Below are 19,551 nucleotides of genomic sequence, written 5' to 3' on the forward strand. Positions count from 1 at the left end.
CTATTCATTTAACAAGAATTATGACAGAACAACCCCCTCATGTCAACTTTCTCTGCCTAAACTTTTGCACTTCTCTTCCTTACTTCTATTAACAACAAGGGGAAAGCGGTACTCAGTATATCTGCATAAAAAACGAGGCTGGTCCCAAATAGCCGTTTCATCACTTTTAGGACAGCCTCGTTTATGTTCTTAACACTACTTGATGTCCAAATGGTTCAAGAGGCGCACCTAGTAATGCTCCAAATGATGCAATCGTTGAGGTACTTATATAGTAATTAGGGAATTCCTCCCTGAAATTCAGAGATTTCTGTTCATCAGACTTGTAATTAGGGAAAACTTCCCTAATTATTGACCGATTCAGTAACTAATATAGAACCCCCCCTGATTATTAGGGAGGTTTTCCCTGATTTCGTTCATTTAGAGCGAATATCGGTTAATTTCAGGGAGCTTTTCCCTAATTAGTTTAAAACCCACTCTTTACTTCACACAAACACAGAACGCATATAGCTCACCACACAAGTCCGCCACACAAGTCCACCGCACAAGTCCACCGCACAAAGTCCACCGTCACAGCTACCACAAATCATCTACTGCAAGCTGTACGAAAATCACACACAGCCATTCATCCACCACCCACCCCAATAGTACAGAACACGACACGCGGCTTATAGTCATAAGGCACAGCAACATCTACAACATTTCCTATTCCATAAAAAAGAAGCTGCCCCAAAGTAGAATTCACTACTTTTGAGACAGCCTCATTAATTTCAATAACAATGCTTAAAATTCAAATTCCACATCGCTAAGACGTCTTTGAATTTCAGAGATGACACGTCTCTCTTCCTCTTCACCTTTAGCAATAAAGGTAACGGAGAAACGAACAAACGGACCTGCATCATCCCAAGGCACAGTGGAGATCAGCTTCTCACGAATCAGGAATTGGGAGAAATCTTCACCGGATTCAAAGCGACGGCCGTCTTTGATTCCCTTAGGTGCAGCGACATACAGGAAGAAGGAACCTTTTGGCTTCTCAGCTTTAAAGCCGAGGCTGTTCAGTGCATCAACTAGCAGGTTGTGACGACGGGAGTATTTATCCGCAATCGCTTCAGTAATCTCCGGATGAGCAAGACCATAAGCCGCTGCTTTTTGAATCGCGATAAATTGGCCGGAATCGTTATTATCCTTCACATCGCTGAAAGCTTTAACCACTAGCGGATTACCAGCCACAAAACCAATTCTCCAGCCCGTCATATTGTAAGACTTAGAAAGAGAATGCAGCTCTACACCCACATCCTTTGCACCTGGAACGGAGAGGAAGCTAAGTGGCTTCAAACCGTCATAAGTCAAGGCAGCATAAGGTGCGTCATGGATAACCACTACATCGTATTTTTTCGCCCATGCAACGACCTCAGCAAAAAACTCAGGAGTGGCACTAGCGCCCGTTGGATTGTTTGGATAGTTTAGATAAAGAAGCTTAGCTTTACGAGCAATGTCTTCTGGAATTTCGTTCAAATCTGGAAGGAATTTATTCTCCTTCTTCAGCTCCACTGTAAATACTTGTCCACCCAAATATTTAGTATGTGTACCCAAGACTGGATAACCCGGCACGGTCATAATCGTGATATCACCTGGATTGATAAAACAAGATGGCAACATAGCCAGCGCAGGCTTCGATCCGATGGAGTGAACTACTTCCGTTTCTGGATCAATTCCTTCCACCCGGAAAACTTCCCGCAAATATTCAGCAGCAGCAGTCTTGAATTCGGCAATTCCGTTGTCCGCATATCCGCGGTTTTCTTCCTTCGCTGCTTCTTCAGCAAGCTTAGCTACGATACCCGCATCAGCCATCTCATCCGGCTCGCCTACGCCCATATCAATTAGTTCAATGTTAGGAAAATCCTGTTTTGCGGATGCTTTAGCACGTTTGATTTTCTCGAATTTATAAATCGAAGTGTCTTTGCCATAATTGGCACCGCCGATGCGGTCTGCAAAATTAGTCTGAATGAAGCTATCTTGGTATTGTTCAATACTCATACTGTCATCTCATCTCCTGAATATCTATTCTACTTTTAAAAGAAACGGCTTCGCCGTCCCTTGGATGGCGTATGTTTCCGGATATCCGTTTCATTATAAAAATAAGGATAAAGAATAAGGCATTACCCTTTCTTTATCCTTATGTTTTTAAATATGCCGTAAAGTAGTGTTCAATACCATAGACTAATTATCACTTCATTTGTACTTATCTGCTGCGTAGTGTGAACAGGACTTCTTCCATGTCCTCCGGAATAGGTCTGCTGAATTCTTTATATTCACCTGTGGTAGGATGAATAAATCCGAGCACCGCCGCATGCAACGCTTGTCCATTCATCGTAGTGCCCTTGCTGCGTCCATATATCGGATCGCCTACAAGTGGATGGCCAATGAACTTCATATGTACCCTGATCTGATGCGTGCGGCCAGTCTCCAGCTGCAGCTCCAGCAGTGTACAATCTCCGAAGCGTTCCATTACTGTAAAATGGGTCACGGATTTCTTGCTGTTCTTTTCGGTTACTGTGTATAGCTTGCGATCATGTGGATCTCTGCCAATCGGTGCGTCAACAGTGCCCTTATCATGCGACAAGTTGCCGTGTACGACTGCAATATATCGGCGCGTAACACTATGCTCTTTAAGCTGTGCGGCAAGTGAGGCATGACTGGCATCATTCTTAGCCACCATGATAAGACCAGAGGTATCCTTATCGATCCGATGTACAATGCCTGGACGAATCTCACCGTTAATGCCGGACAGATCCTTACAGTGATACATCAGCGCATTTACTAAGGTGCCTGACGGATGTCCCGCAGCTGGATGCACAACCATGCCCCGGGGTTTATTAATCACAATGACATCGCTGTCTTCATATACAACTTCAAGAGGAATGTTCTCCGCGATCAAATCCGTTACTTCTGCTTCAGGGACAACAACGCTAACCACGTCGCCTTCCGATAGCTTATAGTTGGCTTTCACTGGCTTGCCATTAACCGTAACGTTACCGCCGCTGATCCACAGCTGCACCTGAGAACGGGAAATTTCTTCTTCCCATGATTCCGTAATATATTTATCGATTCGCTCCCGCGCGTTCTCTGCCGAAACGGTCCATTCCGTGACGTCCCTCTCTTCTTCGCTCGTAGATGCCGCTTGGTGATTGACGTCTTTATTCAAATCATTCATTCCCTTCTCTTACTTCCTTTGCTTCTTTTACTTCTTTTATTTCTGTAATTTCTTCGCCGTTTTTAAGGTCACGAAAAGAATCCAGAAGAATCAATCCAACCCCAATGACGATACAAGAATCCGCCACATTAAAAATCGGGAAGCTATAGCTCCCAAAATTGAACAGAAGGAAATCAACAACCTCACCATTGATTATCCGGTCCAGGAAGTTACCGATAGCTCCACCCAGTACAAGCCCTAGGGCAACAGATAACAGCTTCCGCGAGTGTCTAGTCTTGTTCAAATACCAAACGATACCACTAACCACTACAACCGTAACTAGAAAGAAGAACCATTGCTGACCTTCGAGAATCCCAAAAGCAGCCCCGCGATTGCGATGAGAGGTAATCAGGAAAAAATCTCCGATAACAGAAATCTGTTCTCCGATCTCCAGACGTGTAGCAATGAGATACTTTGTCCCTTGATCCACCAAAAATACAATAAGAGCAATCAAATAGTACACCACAGAAGTTGTCACTCCGTTCTTATTTTTCCCGCTAAATGCGGTACGAATACTGTTTAAAGACTTGTATATTGTAGCACAGCCCTTAAAGAATCGTCTATTGCGGGACATCCGCTAAGTTCAATCTTGGGGACTATTTTCCAGCGGTAAAATCCCTGCTCTCCGGTCAACCTAACAGAAGAACCATTCGGTGTTATCCGGCAAGTCGGAATGATTCTTATAAAAGGTACAGAAAGGAGCTTTCTCATTATGACGCACCTGACAGTACAGCAGCTCTCAGAGCTACGTGCACGATTGGAAAAAGATCGGGATACGATTCAGCGCAGGCTTCAGAATAATGAGCATTACGGCTTAGATGAATCCATGCGGGATGGTTCCGGAGAACTTTCCGAGAATGACAACCATCCAGGAGATGCAGCCACCGATTTGTATAATCGCTCCATGGACATTTCACTGTTAGAACGGGACGAGCATGAGCTGGACGATATTGAAGCTGCTTTATCCGCTATGGATAATGGCACTTATGGGATATGCAAGGCTAGTGGTGAGCCGATCCCTTTTGAACGTTTATCTGCCATCCCTTCCACACTTTATTGTAAAGAGCACAACCCGCGGCAAAACGCACCTTTCACTCGTCCAGTGGAAGAGGAGCTGTTATCTCCACCTTTTGGACGCACCAGTCTGGATGAGCGCGACGATCAAAACGGTTTTGACGGCGAGGATGCCTGGCAGATTGTTGAAAGCTGGGGTACCTCGAATTCTCCCGCCATGGCGGAGGGCAACAATATTGATTCTTATAATGATATGGAGATTGAAGCCGATGAGCTGGAAGGCTGCGTAGAGCCTTGGGAGAACTTTATCGCCACTGATATCACGGGCAACAATCTGATTGTAGTGCCGGGACGGAGCTACCAGCGTTATTTGGACAGTGACGAGGCAACCCATAGTCTTGATCCTCTCGAGGAAGACTAAACACAGATGTCCCATACACAAAATCATTTAAACGGCGTACTGTTCCAGTTTTAAGGAATGGTTCGCTGTTTTTAATCTTAACGTTTCGATGGCTATTTGAATTCTAGCTGACGCTGTACGATCCGCACAATATCCGCAATATAATCCCCAATGATCGGTAGATTGAGCGCGCCTAGTCCCTGAAGGATATAAATAATCGTTGCCGCAAAAAAAGTAAAACCCAGTGCAATCCCAACTCCCCGAGCTGCTCCAAATAAAATATTTCTCCAAATCAACCGCCAAGGTGAATATAGCAGATCCGTATATTGATAAATTCGGGATTTTTCCAAAATATGAGCCCACTCAAAGGTCAATCGGTACATTGTATTCATTTTTTCTTCCAGCGGAATATCCTCGGGATTACGTGGATCTGCTGTTAGATACTCAGGATTAACTTCAGGAAAAGCCTTATTCTCCTTTTCCTTGTCTGGGTTATTCTTATTGCCGGATGTCTTAATGGAGATTCTCCTCTTGTTTCCCTCCACAGCTACGGCTCCTCTCATATGTCTTTCCTTCGCTACAAAGTAAACGAGCCCGGCCAAAGAGAATTCATCTCCTTAAGCTCGGGACTCGTTAGTTTTGCGCCGAAATATAAAGACTATATTTCCCGCATAAACGGAAGATCTCCGTTTACACTTATGCCGCTAGTATATGCTGTTTTGGGACAGGTAATGCAGAATTATGCTTCGATATGGATACCGATGGATTTATCACCGACTTCTACCGTCTCAAAAGCATGTTCTCCATCAAAATCAACCGTAGTCACAAGTACATTGTCTCGCAGTACATTGTCAAATGCTGTAACAGCTGCTTTTAGCTCATCGTCTAACTTCAAAGTGAGTGCGATCCGTTTCTCGATCGGCAGATCCAGACGTTTACGGTAATCTTGAACCGCACGAATGATCTCACGAACCCAGCCTTCTTGTTCAAGCTCAGGCGTGATTTCGGTATTGAGCGCAACCGTAACTCCATATCCGGAAGCTGCGGCGAAACCTGCTTTGGCTTGTTTTTCAACAAGCAGCTCTTCAGAAGTGATTACAAGCTCTTCACCTTCAGGTGTCGCAATCGCGATTGAGCCGTCTTGCACCGCTTTACGGGTAGAGTCACTATCCATAGCTTTCAGAAAGCCTTGCAGGAAGCCTACGTTTTTACCGTATTTTTTACCGGCAACCTTAAGATTCAGCTTGAGTGTGAAATCAACAAATCCGCTGTCACTGTTCTCCAGCACGATGTTCTTGATGTTGATCTCGTCTTTGATGATCTCTTCATACTCAGACAAATGGAAGTCACGGTTCATCGAAACGATCAGCTCGGACAGCGGTTGACGATTCTTAATGCCTGTTTCGTTACGTACGTTACGCGCCAGCTCAACGATCTGTCTTGCACTTTCCATATCCTCTTCCAGCTCTTTATCGATCAAGTTCTCGTCAGCAACCGGGTAGTCTGCCAAATGCACACTTTCTCCGCCGCCAAGGTTCGTGAAGATATCTTCGGACAACATCGGTGTAAATGGAGCCATCAAAGTCGCTGTCGCCAAAAGCACATGAGTCAACGTACGGTAAGCATCCAATTTATCTTCACCTAGACCACTACCCCAGAAGCGGTCACGGGAACGACGGATATACCAGTTGCTCAGCTCATCCACAAAGTTCTCAATCGCTCTAGACGTATTTACGAAGTCATTTACCGCAAGTCCTTTATCCACCAAAAGAATCAAGCTGTTCAGACGGGACAGGATCCAGCGGTCCAACTTATGTTTTGATACCTTAAAAGGATGATCGGCTGGGTCGTATCCATCGATGCCCGCATAAAGCGTTAAGAAGGCATGTGTATTCACCAGCGTATCCACTACTTTAGATTTTGTCTCACCTACAAGACCACGCGAGAAACGTTTATTATTCCACGGTGCACTGTCGGACAAAATAGCCCAACGGAATGCATCCGTGCCGTAATCGTTCATGATTTCCCAAGGATCAATAACATTGCCTTTGGATTTGGACATTTTTTGACCATTCTCATCGAGGATATGACCGTGAGCAATAACTGCTTTATATGGAGCTTTACCCTTAAACAAGGTGGATACTGCAAGCAAGCTGTAGAACCATCCGCGGGTCTGGTCGATCCCTTCACAGATCATATCTGCCGGGTACTGATCATTCAGCTTATCCTCGTTCTCAAATGGATAATGGCTTTGTGCAAAAGGCATTGAGCCACTGTCGAACCATACGTCGATCACTTCCGATGTACGAACCATCTCTGCACCTTCGCTAAACGGACTGCGCAGCTTGATCTTATCCACGAAAGGTTTATGCAGCTCGATATCTTCCGGAACATCACCAATCGCCATCGCTCTTAGCTCTTCAATGCTGTGTGGTGCAAACTCTTTGCCCGTTTCTTGACATACCCAGACGTTGAGGGGTGTACCCCAATAACGGTTACGGCTGATATTCCAGTCAACCAGTTCATCCAAGAACTTCCCGAAACGACCTTCACGTACATGCTCAGGGTACCAAGCCACACTGTTGTTGTTAGCAATCAGCTGATCTTTGATCGCTGTAGTGTTGATGAACCAGCTGTCTGTTGCGTAATACAAAAGTGGTGTATCACAGCGCCAGCAGAACGGATAGCTGTGCTCGTATTTCTCTTTACCGTAAAGCAATCCTTTTTCAGACAAAACCTTAATGATATCCAGATCGCAATCCTTAACAAAACGTCCCGCAAAATCAGAAACTACATCCGTATACTTACCGGAATTATCAACCACATTTACGAAGCTGATGCCATTCTCACGGCAAGTCTTGTAGTCATCTTCACCATGTGCTGGTGCCATGTGTACGATCCCTGTACCACTGGAATCTGTAACGAAAGAAGCACCTACGATAACATTGCTTTTCTCTGCCTTAATATATCCGAATGGAGGTGCGTAAGTTTTACCGATAAACTCGGAACCTTTATGTGTAGAAAGGACTGTGTGCTCGCCTTTCATTACTTCTTCGACCAAGTTTTTAGCAACGATGTACACACCATCTTCTTGTTGCACACGTACATAATCCATGTCCGGGTTCATAGCTAGCGCCATATGGGCTGGCAAGGTCCAAGGTGTTGTCGTCCAAGCCAATACGTAGTCTCCGCTGTCATCCAGCTTGAACTTCGCAGTTGCACTGAGATCCTTAACGGTTTTGTAGCCTTGGGCAACTTCATGCGAGCTTAATGTAGTCTGGCAGCTCGGGCAATACGGGCTAACACGGTGTCCGCGGTAAAGCAACCCGTTCTCATGCACTGTAGCCAAGATGTTCCATACACTTTCGATATAGGTGTTATCCAAGGTTACGTAAGGATTATCTAGATCTGTCCAGTATCCAATCGCTTCTGTAAATTCGCGCCATTGCTTCTCATAACCGAAGACGCTGTCTTTACATTCCTGGATGAATTTTTCTACGCCATATTCCTCAATCTCTTGTTTACCGGAGATGCCAAGCTTCTTTTGTACACCTAGTTCTACTGGCAGACCGTGTGTATCCCAGCCTGCTTTACGTACCACGCGGTAACCTTTCATTGTCTGGTAACGACCGATGAAATCCTTGATTACCCGTCCCAGCACGTGTCCGATATGCGGCGCACCGTTTGCTGTTGGCGGACCTTCATAGAATACATAGTTTGGACGTCCCTCACGGTTCTCCATGGACTTGCGGAACGTATTCTCTTCGTTCCATTTCTTCAATATGCGGACATCTCTTGCCCGCGCCTTTTCTCTGACATCTACTTTTTGCATGTGATGGTCAATCCTTTCATGGATTAGTCTATAAAGCTCTTTTCGATCCTTGGGCGATCCTGCGCAGCAGCTGCCCCTTCTTTCCGGGCACCCGAGCTGCGATCCCGTAGGGCAGCAATAGCTCGGGGGCTTCGGCGGCATTGCGCAGCAACCGCCCCTTCTTTCCGGGCACCCGAGCTGCGATCCCGTAGGGCAGCAATCGCTCGGGGCGCCATTTCGCGACCTTGCGCAGCTGGTCGCGCACCGCTCTTGCCCTGGCTCCCGAGCCGCGATCCCGTTAGGGCAGCAATCGCTCGGGGCGCCAATGAGCGACCTTGCGCAGCTGGTCGCTCACCGCTCTTGCCCTGGCTCCCGAGCCGCGATCCCGCAGGGCAGCAATCGCTCGGGGCGCCAATGAGTGACCTTGCGCAGCTGGCCGCTCACCGCTCTTGCCCTGGCACCCGAGCCGCGATCCCGTTAGGGCAGCAATCGCTCGGGGCCATACGCGACCTTGCGCAACTGGTCGCACACCGCTCTTGCCCTGGCTCCCGAGCCGCGTTCCCGCAGGGCAGCAATCGCTCGGGGCGCCATGCGCGACCTTGCGCAGCTGGTCGCACACCGCTCTTGCCGTTAAGGCCCCGCAGGCGAACCCGCCAGGGGAGCCTAAGAAGGGCCGCTCGTTCAGCCACATGAGTCCGTTCGTTTCCACCACCGTACCTATTTGCACGAGGCTTTACTTTGCGGGTGTCCAGAGGGCGGCAGCCCTTGGGGTCCCCCTTAGAAAGGGGGATTTAGGGGGATGGCCGCCCCGGAACAACAAAATAAGCGTCATCCCACCCCCAAAGGGGCGAGACGACGCTCGCGATACCACCCTAATTCTGCGCATGAGCACATCCTTAAGGGGAGTGTATTCAGCACAATCTCAGTCCTGCGCGTAAATCTTGTGCACAGGTCCGGTGTAACGTCCGGCAGACGGTTAAGCTTACGCACGATCAACGCTTCAGCTTAACTTCTAGGGGAAGATCTTCCGGCAGGGCTCGAACAATCGGCTCTCAGCAATCGCCGACTCTCTGGAGAACGTTACCTTGTCGTACTTGTCCCGTCATCGAATACATATAAACATTATACAGATATGTTCTATTTATAGACTTTTTGAATCTAAATGTCAACAGCCATTCGCCCAATCTAGCTATTAAGGACGTACTTGCGCATGGAGTTCACTTTATTATGGTCTATTTTATCGGAAAATAAAAATAGAGGGAATAGCTCCCTCTATTTAGCCAATTATCGTCTGAAACCTTTAGATGCGATGAAGAACATCATCCTTGAAGGCTACGTTCTCGCTCGCCTCACGACTCTCTAAGGCATTCCAGTCATCCTGTGATAACAGCTCCAGCTGAGCTTCCACTAATGTCCGGAAACGAGTGCGATAGATCGAAGCTTGCTTACGCAATTCTTCAGTCTCAATAGCAACCTTACGGGATTTGGATAACGCTTCGTTAATAATCCGATCGGCGTTTTTCTCCGCTTCCTTGATAATGAGCTGGGATTCCTTCTTGGAGTTGTTCTTCACATCATCCGCCGCTTCCTGAGCGACTAAGATCGTCTTCGATAAACTTTCTTCAATATTCACAAAATGATCCAGACGCTCTTGAATAGACAAAAGCTGATTCTGCAGTTCCTTGTTCTCACGGATGACGCTTTCGTAATCCTTGATCACTTGATCTAGAAATTCGTTGACCTCGTCCTCATCATAACCGCGAAGTCTCCGAGAAAACTCCTTGTTATGTATATCGAGCGGTGTTAATGGCATGCTGTGCACCTCCTAGAAATTTCGGACCTTCTTTATCTCTAAATCGCAACTAAGCGGCAGACAAAGAAGAAAGACTGTACTTCAAGTAAAGGCAGAAGGTGTTTCTGTGTTCCGCCTGCCATTTATGGTCCGCCTCTTCTTTAAAGTATCGGCGTCCAGCTTTAAAAATGTTTGATTCCCTCGAAATAATCAATTTCGACAAGTAAGACCGTATTCCTGCAAGGGATTCACACAAATTTACCAATCTGAACACGGTATCGGCCCTTTTTCGTCAAACTGCCGACCTCTAGCACCTTGAAGCGACCGAAACCTTGAATAGATACCATGTCACCATCCTTAAGACTGCAGGATGGGTCTTCCTCCACTTTCCAGTTTACCCGAACGCGTCCAGCCTTGATGGGAGCAAGAATTTTGCTTCGGCTAAGCCGTGTTACATCTGCGGCAATGCCATCCAATCGCAGGGACGCTACAGTCAAATCCATCACTTCCAGCTTAACCTCACTATTACGCAAGGCGGAAAGGGGTAATACTTCCGTACTTACCTGTATCCGGTGCACTCCAGTTAAATTCATAGCTAAATAATCTGCAATATCAGCAGCGACTACAACATGACAACCATCGTCCAGAACATGAATATCACCGATTTTGCCTCGTTTAACGCCCAGCCCCAGAATAGAACCCATGTAGTCCCCGTGCTCCAAGGCCAGAAACTTCTGCTCCCCTGAGGTTATCGCAAGCACCTTCAGCTCCATGTCTTCCTGATCCAGATCACGATAATCAGGGGCGACAAGCGCTCGCTTCCGCTCTGCCTCAGCATGTCCACCCTCCCATTTAACAATCACGTCAGGATGGCGGTTAACTAAAGTTTGCAGAATAAAACCTTGGCGGGGATCGAGAAATTCAGTTAATTTAGTCTCATGATATTCTCCAGCGTTGGTAACCCATTCAAAGGCCTTGTCCACAAATTGACGTTCATCGGGATGAAAATGCCCGTAAACTTCGTTCTTCATCACAGATGCCTAAAAAATCAAATGCAGGATAGATTTAAGTCCGCCTGCTGCGAATTCCAAGACAAGTAATGCAATGATTGGAGAGATATCAAGTGTACCGAAGAGCGGTGGAATAAACCGTCTGAAAGGTGTTAAATACGGCTCTACGAGTTTGCTTAGCAGTTCTCCAATGAAGTTATCACGAACGTTGGGTAACCAGGACATTAGCACATAGAAAATAATCATGTAAAAATAAATATTAAACAAAATATCGATAATGTAATCAATTTGAAGCAAAGCCCATTCACCTCATTCTGTTATAGTCTTGATCGTCACCTAGGATTTCTGTAATGGAGCCTTGAATTTCAACAGTATCTGGAGTGCACATAAATATATTGCCCCCAATTTTAGAGATTCCTCCCCCAAGGGCATAAACAGTTCCACTGAGAAAATCAATAATTCTCATTGCTTGATCATTGCGAACACGCTGCAGGTTAATTACTACCGTCCGATGCGAACGGAGATGATCAGCAATCTCCTGTGCCTCATCATATGAACGTGGTTCATATAATACAACCTTGACATTTTTTTGCGAATGGATACTGACAACGTTGCCCCTTTGATTTTTGCGGGTTTCTACAGGGGCCGGCTCATACTCATCCTCTTCGTGGATTTGCTCCCGCTCCACAACTTCCTCTTCCTCCTGCAAGCCCAAAAAACTCATAAATCGGTTCATAACGCTCATCACGATCCCTCCTAATGGCCTACTAACACCGTACCCAGGCGTACCCAGGTAGCTCCTTCCTGTATCGCCACTTCAAAATCATTCGACATTCCCATGGACAGCTCCGTAATCGGCTCAGGTGTCAAAGCAAGTTGATTAAGCTCATCGCGCAGCTCACGAAGTCCGCGAAATACAGGACGGGTAAGCTCTGGATCACCTTCTAAAGGTGCCATCGTCATAAGTCCAATTACCTTAACGCGGTCCAAACTAGCGATTTCACGTAAAAATCCAGGTACTGCCTCAGGTGACAGACCGAACTTCGTATCTTCGCCAGAGATATTCACTTGAAGAAACACATTCACTTCCTGATCGGCGGCAAGCGCCTTTTTGTGTAATTCTTGCGCCAGAGACATCCGGTCCAAAGAGTGTATATATTGAAATTTTCCAATAACGTCTTTAACCTTATTGGTTTGCAAATGCCCGATAAAATGCCATGTCCCTTTGTCCCCTAAAACCTTCCATTTGTGCTCAGCATCCTGCCAGCGACTCTCGGCAATATGCTCTAGTCCTGCCTCCAATACGGAGGATACCATTTCCAGAGAAACATATTTCGTCACTGCAATTACCTTGACGTCATTACGATCCCGGCCGCTTGCCGCGCAGGCACGTGCTACACGTTCCTCTACCTCAGCAATTCTCTCCTGCAGTGTTAAAGACAACTTTCAACTCTCCTTTATTCCGATCCAGCTCGTCATTCTGCCTGTAATACCGTTTTCTTTGCGATATGAAAAAAACAAATCACGATTACAGCTTGTACACCATGTTGTACATTCGATATGAGTCGGCAATATTCCTGCTTTTATCATAATGCGTCGATTCATTTCTTTCAAGTTTAGCAAGTATTTACTCTGATCAGTCTCTGAGGCTCTGTAAAGCTCCACAGCATCGAAAGTTTCTATACCCTCATTCAAGCTGCCCTCCAACTGGCGAACATGCTCCATCACATAATCATCCACCTCATAACAGCAGTCGCCAATGGATGGACCGATCGCTGCCACAATATCATGTGGATTGCTGCCGTATACCGTTTGCAGCTTATTCACCATGGCTGCGGCAATCTGAGCCACCGTCCCTTTCCAGCCTGCATGCGCAAGACCGACGACTCTACGCACGGGATCATAAAAATAAAGGGGCACACAATCCGCATAAAAAGAAGTCAACAAAACCCCGGGCACATCCGTCAGCAGACCGTCCGTGGCTTGAAATGCCGATGCTCTGTCCTGTTGTCCCCGCCCACGGTCTACTTCCCTTACCACAGCTATCTCTGCCCCATGGGTTTGTTCTCCACAGGTCCATGCTTCCGGTTTGAAATCAAGAGCTTCGACAAGCGCTCTCCGATTGCTCAGGACAGCTTCAGGAGCATCCCCAACGTGAAACGCACAATTCAGGCTGTCATAGGGCGCCTTGCTAGCCCCTCCCTGTCTACCAGTAAACCCCGCTGTAATTTCGTTATGCTCCACTCGCCACGGCTCCAGATGGAGCAGCATAAGCATTTCTTTCCCCTGCACAAACGGTTCCATTTCCTCACCTCCGCCTTAGTGTACCACATGTAAATACCCGTACAAAGTGACGCTTAAGCCAGATCGCCTAAATTCTTAAATAAAAAAACAAAAAACGCACCTAATTAATAAGTGCGCCGTTCGCTGCGATCTCCCCGCTCCAGATACATCGTTTCCCGCTCTTCCTGTCCCGGAGACATCCGTGACTCTTCAATCTTCACGAGCACTACATCGGACCCGATCTTGACTATATTCCGCCATGGAATAATCAGATCTGTCCCGCCTCCGAACAATCCCATAAACCGAGTGTATCCGGGTATAACGATGGCATCTATGACACCACGGCGCAAATCAAGCTCCAGATCACTAATCTGCCCCAGCCGCTTGCCATCTACAATGTTGATAACATCCTTCGTCTGAAAATCAGAGATTTTCATTTTTTTGGCAGACCCTTGATAATCCTCGTTCATCTCACCACCCCTGTACAATCCGACCTATAGTCCAATATATGATACGGAAGCTTGTCTACATTCATTAAAAAGAGGAGATCGCCCAAAATCCTTAACCCGGATTCTGGAATATCTCCTCATGGCTACTGCTCTAAGATTTCACGTGTTTTTGCATTTGCTGAATCGCAGATTTCTCCAAACGTGAGACCTGTGCCTGTGAAATGCCAATCTCGTCTGCGACCTCCATCTGTGTTTTCCCTTCGAAAAACCGCATGGATAAAATTCGTTTCTCCCTTTGTCCTAACTTACGCATCGCTTCACGTAATGCAATTTCTTCGATCCACGACACATCCTTATTCTTATCGTCGCTAATCTGGTCCATTACATAAATAGGATCGCCGCCGTCATGATAGATCGGCTCGAATAAGGACACTGGATCCTGAATGGCATCAAGAGCAAATACAACATCTTCCTTCGGCACACCCAGCGCTTCTGATATTTCGAATATCGTCGGTTCCCGCGAGTTCTGATTGGTCAGACTATCACGTACCTGGAGCGCCTTGTAGGCGATATCTCTGAGAGAACGTGATACCCGAATCGGGTTGTTATCACGCAGGTAACGCCGAATCTCACCGATAATCATCGGAACTGCATATGTGGAGAATTTAACGTTTTGTGATAAATCGAAATTATCAATGGCTTTCATCAGACCGATGCAACCCACCTGGAACAAATCGTCAACAAATTCTCCCCTATTATTGAACCTCTGGATAACGCTTAGAACAAGTCTAAGATTACCGTTTACCAATTTCTCTCTGGCGGATCGCTCGCCCTGCTGCTGCAGCGAAGTGAACAGTTGCCGCATTTCCACATTCGTTAGAACAGGCAGCTTAGCAGTATCCACACCGCAAATCTCGACTTTATTACGGGTCATGATGATTTACCTCCCAAGGAGAAACATTACTGTACATTATCTCCCGGGCTCGCCATTTTATTCCTTGCTAATTTCACCTTACACCATCTTGTTAAACTCCTTGCGCAGCCGCTTGATAATTCTTTTCTCCAGCCGCGAAATATAAGATTGGGAGATGCCAAGCAGATCGGCCACATCTTTTTGTGTCTTTTCTTCGCCTCCGCGCAGGCCAAATCTCAGCTCCATAATGAGTCTTTCCCGGTCACTCAGCTTTTCCAGTGCCTTTTGCAGCAGCTTGCGATCAACCTGTTCTTCTATGTTCCGATAAATGGTATCATTTTCCGTTCCTAATACGTCAGAAAGCAATAATTCATTGCCATCCCAATCAATATTAAGCGGCTCATCAAAAGAAACCTCACTCCGTGTCTTGCTGTTCCGCCGCAGATACATCAAGATTTCATTCTCTATGCAGCGGGATGCATAAGTAGCCAGTTTTATTTTTTTCTCAGGATCAAAAGTGTTCACAGCCTTAATTAAGCCAATAGCGCCAATCGAAACCAGATCCTCGATATTGATGCCGGTATTCTCAAATTTACGAGCGATATATACTACCAAGCGAAGATTGCGCTCAATCAACATCGCACGAACAGCTGCATCGCCGCTAGACAGCCGCTGAAGCAGATACTCTTCTTCTTCCCGTGTCAGCGGTGGAGGAAGTGCCTCACTCCCGCCAATATAATAGATTTCCTGACTCTTCAGCCCTAGTAGAAACAGCATGCGGTAATATTGCAGCTGCAGAGCAATTTTCCATTTGACCATTATTTGTTCCTCCTCCAAGAAGTGCACGGTTCGCGTGTGAAGCTTTCAAATCCCGCTTTCAGCCATCAGAAGTTTGGTTCAGCTAGCTTTAAAGATTAGGAAGGCAGTGCTGCATCAATAGCGCTCTCTTTTTGAGTCAAATCAGGATGTATTACAGCCCGATAGGCTCCATCCCCCGACAATGTCCCACCATCCAGCCCGATCAAGACTCTTTTACAATAAAAGATATCTTCACCAAGCTTTATCGTCACCTGATCAGGCTTCAGTGCAAGCATAAATGATGCCCCCCGGTTAACTCCCCTGTAAGGCACCAGACGCATCCTGTCCTGCCAAGCAAACGACTGCCCGTCCGTTTCTAGTAAAAGTTTGTCCGCTCCGTCCTGAGTGAGTCTACCTTTCCATGTTTCAGGCAGATGTCCCTCCCAGAGCGAAGATTCCATAACCATCACCGGTATGCGGGTCAAAGGATCACAAAGCCGGTTACCTGTGTCTAGCAGGCCGGGACAGGAAACAGTCACTCCATCAATTTCTACTACCACCTCACCGATATAGGTTTCAAGCTGCTCCCTTCTGATTCGTGAGGAGTGCACTGCCTTGAAGCAGATTAACACCAGGGGAAATACTGCAATTACAAACCAAAAACCAATCTTTAGGCGGTAAGCATGCCCTCCTGAAGCAGTGAACATAATACCATTCCAAATATCACCGGAGCTCTGCAGCAAATAGTGAATACCTACAATCCCACCAGCAGCTGCAAAGTTGATAATATAAAAAGCTCCCATAGTGCGAAGGTAGCTTTGCAGACTCCCAAAACCAAAGGCAATCCATAGCATAACCACCGACAATCCAAACTTAATGAGGAAGGTATACATGAAAGACAACTCCGGCACAAACATCATCACCACATAGAGCGCACCAACCAGAGCTGAGAGGACTAGCCGCCACCATGATATCCTCAGCTTGACCATCCAGCCTGTCAGCCACAATAGAATTCCGTCGATCACTAGATTGGCGGCGAATATCAAGTCAATATAAACAACCAGTGCATTCACCTGCCTACTATGGCGGAATCTATCCTGTAGCCAAAATGGATCAGGCTCTGTTTTTTTGGACGATATGATTAGTATAAAAAGTCTCGCTTTCAAAGTCTGTCTAAACTTGGGGGGCATTCTTAAGGTTTTTTTGTCGAGTTATAGCGCGGGAGGGTTTTATTCCTACTGAACAACATTTCACATAAAAAAAAGCACCGCATTGCCCTAGCTCTATTAGCTGGGGAATACGGTGCTTCATATCTCTTAATAAAAATATTTAATTAGTCATTGTTGCCACGATTACGGTTACGCAGGAACGTCGGAATATCTAATTGATCTGACGTATTCTGATTCCCGAACGGACGCAGATTAGCAGCGTTCTTATCCGGTGCTGCCGCTGGCTCGTTATTCGTCGAGACCGGACGGCGTCCTGGTGCTTCAGGTGATGGTTTATGTTCAAAGCCAGTAGCAATTACTGTTACTTTGATATCATCCTTCAGGCCTTCATCAATTATCGCACCAAAGATCATATTCACTTCAGGATCAGAGGCGGATGTAACAATCTCAGCCGCTTCATTGACTTCGTATAGGGAGAGGTTAGATCCTCCCGTAATATTCATGATTACGCCGCGGGCGCCTTCAATAGACGTTTCCAAGAGTGGGCTCATGATGGCTTTACGTGCTGCTTCAGACGCACGGTTCTCACCATTTGCTATACCAATTCCCATAAGCGCTGAACCGCGCTCTGTCATGATCGTCTTTACATCCGCAAAGTCAAGGTTAATCAGACCAGGAACCTTAATTAGGTCAGAGATACCTTGAACAGCCTGCCGGAGAACATTATCTGCTTCACGGAAAGCTTCCAACATCGGTGTTTTCTTATCAACGATCTCAAGCAAACGGTCATTTGGAATGACGATTAGCGTGTCGACTTTTTCTTTCAAAGCTTCGATTCCAAGCATTGCCTGGTTATAACGTTTTCTTCCTTCAAAAGTGAACGGGCGAGTAACTACACCCACAGTCAGGGCTCCACATTCTCTAGCAATTTCAGCTATAACTGGCGCCGCCCCTGTACCTGTACCGCCACCCATTCCTGCAGTAACAAATACCATATCTGCACCTTTAAGGGTATTCGAAATCAGATCACGGGATTCCTCCGCTGCTTTCTTACCGACTTCAGGGTTGGCGCCTGCACCCAAACCACGGGTCAGCTTGTCCCCAATCTGCAGCTTGTGCTCCGATTTGGCCATATGCAACGCTTGGGCGTCTGTATTAACCGTAATAAATTCTACACCCTGAACGCCGTTTTCAATCATCCGGTTGACAGCATTACTACCTCCGCCGCCCACGCCGATGACTTTTATTTGCGCCAAGCTCTCCATTTCAAAATCAAATTCTAACATATTGTTCCATCTCCCCCTCAATGTGCTTGGATGGCCGGTCCAAGTATATCTGGACTTACACTTATATAAACTCGCTAAACATATTTTTTAGACGCTCCACAAATCCGGGCTTCTGAACAGTTTCCTGACTCGGAGTGGCGTTCTGCTTGCTCCGGTTGACCGTCTTTTTGTTGCTGCTTCCACCACTGTTTCTTGCTCGGAAACTACGGACAACATTATGCAGAATACCGACACCGCCGGTAAACCCAGGGTCCCGTACACCGATATAATCCGGCACGGCGATGCGTACAGATGCAGCCAGCTCGGTCTGAGCAGCTTTCAATACACCCGGCATCGAGACAGTCCCACCTGTAAGTATATAACCTCCAGGCAGTTCACTGTAACCAAGCCGTTTAACTTCTTGACGAATCAGGTGGAATATTTCTTGCACCCTTGGCTCGATAATTGCCGCCAGATCCTCTTGGTTAAATTCCTTCTCCACGTTACTGCCAATGCGCAATACCTTGAAGACAACGTCTGAGGCTGCATCGTCAATCCATGCGCAACCATATTTAAGTTTTACCTTCTCCGCTTGATCAGTAAGTGTCCGAAGTCCGTAGGCAATATCATTGGTTACGAATTCTCCTCCGATCGGAATCGTGGAGGTTGCACTAAGAGAACCCTCTTCGTATATGGCTATTGTTGTTGAGCCCGCACCAATATCAACCAGAACAGATCCCATCGATTTCTCGTCCTTGGACAGCGCCAATCCACCAGCTCCAAGAGACATCAGCACAAGATCCTTTACCTTCAGCCCTGATTTCTCAACACAGCGTAGTAGATTATGTATTGGCGTCTTAGCACCCGTAATGATTGTTGCCTCAACTTCCAGACGAACACCAATCATTCCGCGCGGGTCTTGAATTCCTTCAAGACCATCGACGATAAATTGTTTGGGAACAACATCAATCACTTCACGCTCCGGAGGCATAGCAATGACTTCCGCAGCTTTAATTACGCGATCGATATCATCATCGCCGATTTCACGATCCTCATTCTGAACGGCCACAACACCGTGGCTGGATTGCAGGCCAATATGATTACCGGAAATGCCTACATAAACCTCTGATATTTGAATACCCACCATCTGCTCTGCATGATCTATAGCACTTTTGATCGATTGCACAGTTTGGTCGATATCTACAATCGCGCCTTTACGTATTCCTTCCGAATCAGCAGATCCAACGCCAATAATATTAAAGGTTCCATTGGTAACTTCCCCAATTATTGCCCGAACTTTGGATGTACCGATGTCCAAACTAACAATGATGTCATTGTTGCTCAAGTCCTATGGCACCTCCTGTTATAATCATAATTAATTGCATTACCTTATCCCG

The 19,551-nt window shown here is 46.5% G+C and carries 19 protein-coding genes and 1 other annotated feature; of the genes, 1 reads left to right on the forward strand and 18 read right to left on the reverse strand.

Annotated features, from left to right (window positions below; genetic code table 11):
• Positions 1–780: 780 nt before the first annotated feature.
• From NYE72_RS23130 to lspA, 3 genes are all read right to left on the reverse strand, one after another.
• Positions 781–2,034, reverse strand: coding sequence for an LL-diaminopimelate aminotransferase (locus NYE72_RS23130; RefSeq protein WP_076141842.1), 1,254 nt, complete (start codon positions 2,032–2,034; stop codon positions 781–783).
• Positions 2,035–2,239: 205 nt separating this feature from the next.
• A complete protein-coding gene (locus NYE72_RS23135; RefSeq protein ID WP_038572843.1) occupies positions 2,240–3,211 on the reverse strand; it encodes an RluA family pseudouridine synthase in 972 nt (323 codons plus the stop codon).
• On the reverse strand, positions 3,204–3,716 hold the full coding sequence (gene lspA, locus NYE72_RS23140; protein WP_036683603.1) for a signal peptidase II: 513 nt from the start codon (positions 3,714–3,716) through the stop codon (positions 3,204–3,206). The genes NYE72_RS23135 and lspA overlap by 8 nt, the downstream gene beginning before the upstream one ends.
• Positions 3,717–3,962: 246 nt before the next feature.
• Here lspA and NYE72_RS23145 point away from each other — a divergent pair, with 246 nt between their 5' ends.
• The gene (locus NYE72_RS23145) at positions 3,963–4,685 is read left to right on the forward strand and encodes a TraR/DksA C4-type zinc finger protein (RefSeq protein ID WP_036683605.1); all 723 of its coding nucleotides are present in this window, start codon (positions 3,963–3,965) and stop codon (positions 4,683–4,685) included.
• Positions 4,686–4,777: 92 nt separating this feature from the next.
• On the opposite strand, the gene NYE72_RS23150 is transcribed toward NYE72_RS23145, so the two are convergent.
• The 15 genes from NYE72_RS23150 to ftsA form a co-directional block, all read right to left on the reverse strand.
• The gene (locus tag NYE72_RS23150; protein WP_051491300.1) at positions 4,778–5,074 is read right to left on the reverse strand and encodes a DUF5665 domain-containing protein; all 297 of its coding nucleotides are present in this window, start codon (positions 5,072–5,074) and stop codon (positions 4,778–4,780) included.
• A 329-nt stretch (positions 5,075–5,403) separates the two neighbouring features.
• Entirely contained in the window at positions 5,404–8,496 is a 3,093-nt protein-coding gene (gene ileS, locus NYE72_RS23155; RefSeq protein WP_036683608.1) for an isoleucine--tRNA ligase, read from the reverse strand.
• Between the two features lie 28 nt (positions 8,497–8,524).
• Positions 8,525–8,740, reverse strand: coding sequence for a hypothetical protein (locus NYE72_RS23160; protein WP_339210537.1), 216 nt, complete (start codon positions 8,738–8,740; stop codon positions 8,525–8,527).
• A gap of 575 nt (positions 8,741–9,315) precedes the next feature.
• Positions 9,316–9,590 (reverse strand) — a binding site (T-box leader).
• Between the two features lie 185 nt (positions 9,591–9,775).
• Complete coding sequence (locus tag NYE72_RS23165; protein WP_051491297.1) at positions 9,776–10,288, reverse strand: DivIVA domain-containing protein; 513 nt, start codon at positions 10,286–10,288, stop codon at positions 9,776–9,778.
• 227 nt (positions 10,289–10,515) lie between these two features.
• Positions 10,516–11,298 carry a YlmH/Sll1252 family protein gene (locus NYE72_RS23170; protein ID WP_038572849.1) on the reverse strand — a complete coding sequence of 261 codons (783 nt, stop codon included), beginning with the start codon at positions 11,296–11,298 and terminating at the stop codon, positions 10,516–10,518.
• Between the two features lie 9 nt (positions 11,299–11,307).
• Entirely contained in the window at positions 11,308–11,574 is a 267-nt protein-coding gene (locus NYE72_RS23175) for a YggT family protein (protein WP_036683616.1), read from the reverse strand.
• Positions 11,575–11,581: 7 nt separating this feature from the next.
• Positions 11,582–12,022 (reverse strand): cell division protein SepF, encoded by a 441-nt coding sequence (sepF, locus tag NYE72_RS23180; protein ID WP_036683619.1) that lies wholly within the window; start codon positions 12,020–12,022, stop codon positions 11,582–11,584.
• Positions 12,023–12,033: 11 nt separating this feature from the next.
• A complete protein-coding gene (locus NYE72_RS23185; RefSeq protein WP_038572851.1) occupies positions 12,034–12,720 on the reverse strand; it encodes a YggS family pyridoxal phosphate-dependent enzyme in 687 nt (228 codons plus the stop codon).
• Between the two features lie 3 nt (positions 12,721–12,723).
• A complete protein-coding gene (pgeF, locus tag NYE72_RS23190; protein ID WP_076103786.1) occupies positions 12,724–13,581 on the reverse strand; it encodes a peptidoglycan editing factor PgeF in 858 nt (285 codons plus the stop codon).
• A gap of 104 nt (positions 13,582–13,685) precedes the next feature.
• Complete coding sequence (locus tag NYE72_RS23195) at positions 13,686–14,030, reverse strand: YlmC/YmxH family sporulation protein (RefSeq protein ID WP_036683628.1); 345 nt, start codon at positions 14,028–14,030, stop codon at positions 13,686–13,688.
• 130 nt (positions 14,031–14,160) lie between these two features.
• Positions 14,161–14,943 carry an RNA polymerase sporulation sigma factor SigG gene (gene sigG, locus NYE72_RS23200; protein WP_036683631.1) on the reverse strand — a complete coding sequence of 261 codons (783 nt, stop codon included), beginning with the start codon at positions 14,941–14,943 and terminating at the stop codon, positions 14,161–14,163.
• 78 nt (positions 14,944–15,021) lie between these two features.
• Positions 15,022–15,744: an RNA polymerase sporulation sigma factor SigE gene (gene sigE, locus NYE72_RS23205; protein WP_036683937.1), complete on the reverse strand. Its 723-nt coding sequence runs from the start codon at positions 15,742–15,744 to the stop codon at positions 15,022–15,024.
• 92 nt (positions 15,745–15,836) lie between these two features.
• On the reverse strand, positions 15,837–16,784 hold the full coding sequence (gene spoIIGA / locus NYE72_RS23210) for a sigma-E processing peptidase SpoIIGA (RefSeq protein ID WP_036683940.1): 948 nt from the start codon (positions 16,782–16,784) through the stop codon (positions 15,837–15,839).
• 269 nt (positions 16,785–17,053) lie between these two features.
• Positions 17,054–18,175 (reverse strand): cell division protein FtsZ, encoded by a 1,122-nt coding sequence (gene ftsZ, locus NYE72_RS23215; protein WP_076129065.1) that lies wholly within the window; start codon positions 18,173–18,175, stop codon positions 17,054–17,056.
• Between the two features lie 61 nt (positions 18,176–18,236).
• On the reverse strand, positions 18,237–19,499 hold the full coding sequence (gene ftsA, locus NYE72_RS23220) for a cell division protein FtsA (protein WP_036683637.1): 1,263 nt from the start codon (positions 19,497–19,499) through the stop codon (positions 18,237–18,239).
• Between the last annotated feature and the right edge of the window lie 52 nt (positions 19,500–19,551).

This window comes from Paenibacillus sp. FSL L8-0333 (assembly GCF_037965665.1).
In the GTDB taxonomy this organism is placed as follows: domain Bacteria; phylum Bacillota; class Bacilli; order Paenibacillales; family Paenibacillaceae; genus Paenibacillus_AQ; species Paenibacillus_AQ odorifer.

What these genes read in the sequence shown, in the direction of transcription:
- pgeF (WP_076103786.1), bottom strand. Translation starts at nt 13,581, where the DNA reads ATGGAACCGTTTGTGCAGGGGAAAGAAATGCTTATGCTGCTCCATCTG.
- NYE72_RS23130 (WP_076141842.1), bottom strand. Translation starts at nt 2,034, where the DNA reads ATGAGTATTGAACAATACCAAGATAGCTTCATTCAGACTAATTTTGCA.
- ileS (WP_036683608.1), bottom strand. Translation starts at nt 8,496, where the DNA reads ATGCAAAAAGTAGATGTCAGAGAAAAGGCGCGGGCAAGAGATGTCCGC.
- sigG (WP_036683631.1), bottom strand. Translation starts at nt 14,943, where the DNA reads ATGACCCGTAATAAAGTCGAGATTTGCGGTGTGGATACTGCTAAGCTG.
- sepF (WP_036683619.1), bottom strand. Translation starts at nt 12,022, where the DNA reads ATGAGCGTTATGAACCGATTTATGAGTTTTTTGGGCTTGCAGGAGGAA.
- ftsZ (WP_076129065.1), bottom strand. Translation starts at nt 18,175, where the DNA reads ATGTTAGAATTTGATTTTGAAATGGAGAGCTTGGCGCAAATAAAAGTC.
- NYE72_RS23165 (WP_051491297.1), bottom strand. Translation starts at nt 10,288, where the DNA reads ATGCCATTAACACCGCTCGATATACATAACAAGGAGTTTTCTCGGAGA.
- NYE72_RS23195 (WP_036683628.1), bottom strand. Translation starts at nt 14,030, where the DNA reads ATGAACGAGGATTATCAAGGGTCTGCCAAAAAAATGAAAATCTCTGAT.
- NYE72_RS23135 (WP_038572843.1), bottom strand. Translation starts at nt 3,211, where the DNA reads ATGAATGATTTGAATAAAGACGTCAATCACCAAGCGGCATCTACGAGC.
- NYE72_RS23145 (WP_036683605.1), top strand. Translation starts at nt 3,963, where the DNA reads ATGACGCACCTGACAGTACAGCAGCTCTCAGAGCTACGTGCACGATTG.
- NYE72_RS23170 (WP_038572849.1), bottom strand. Translation starts at nt 11,298, where the DNA reads ATGAAGAACGAAGTTTACGGGCATTTTCATCCCGATGAACGTCAATTT.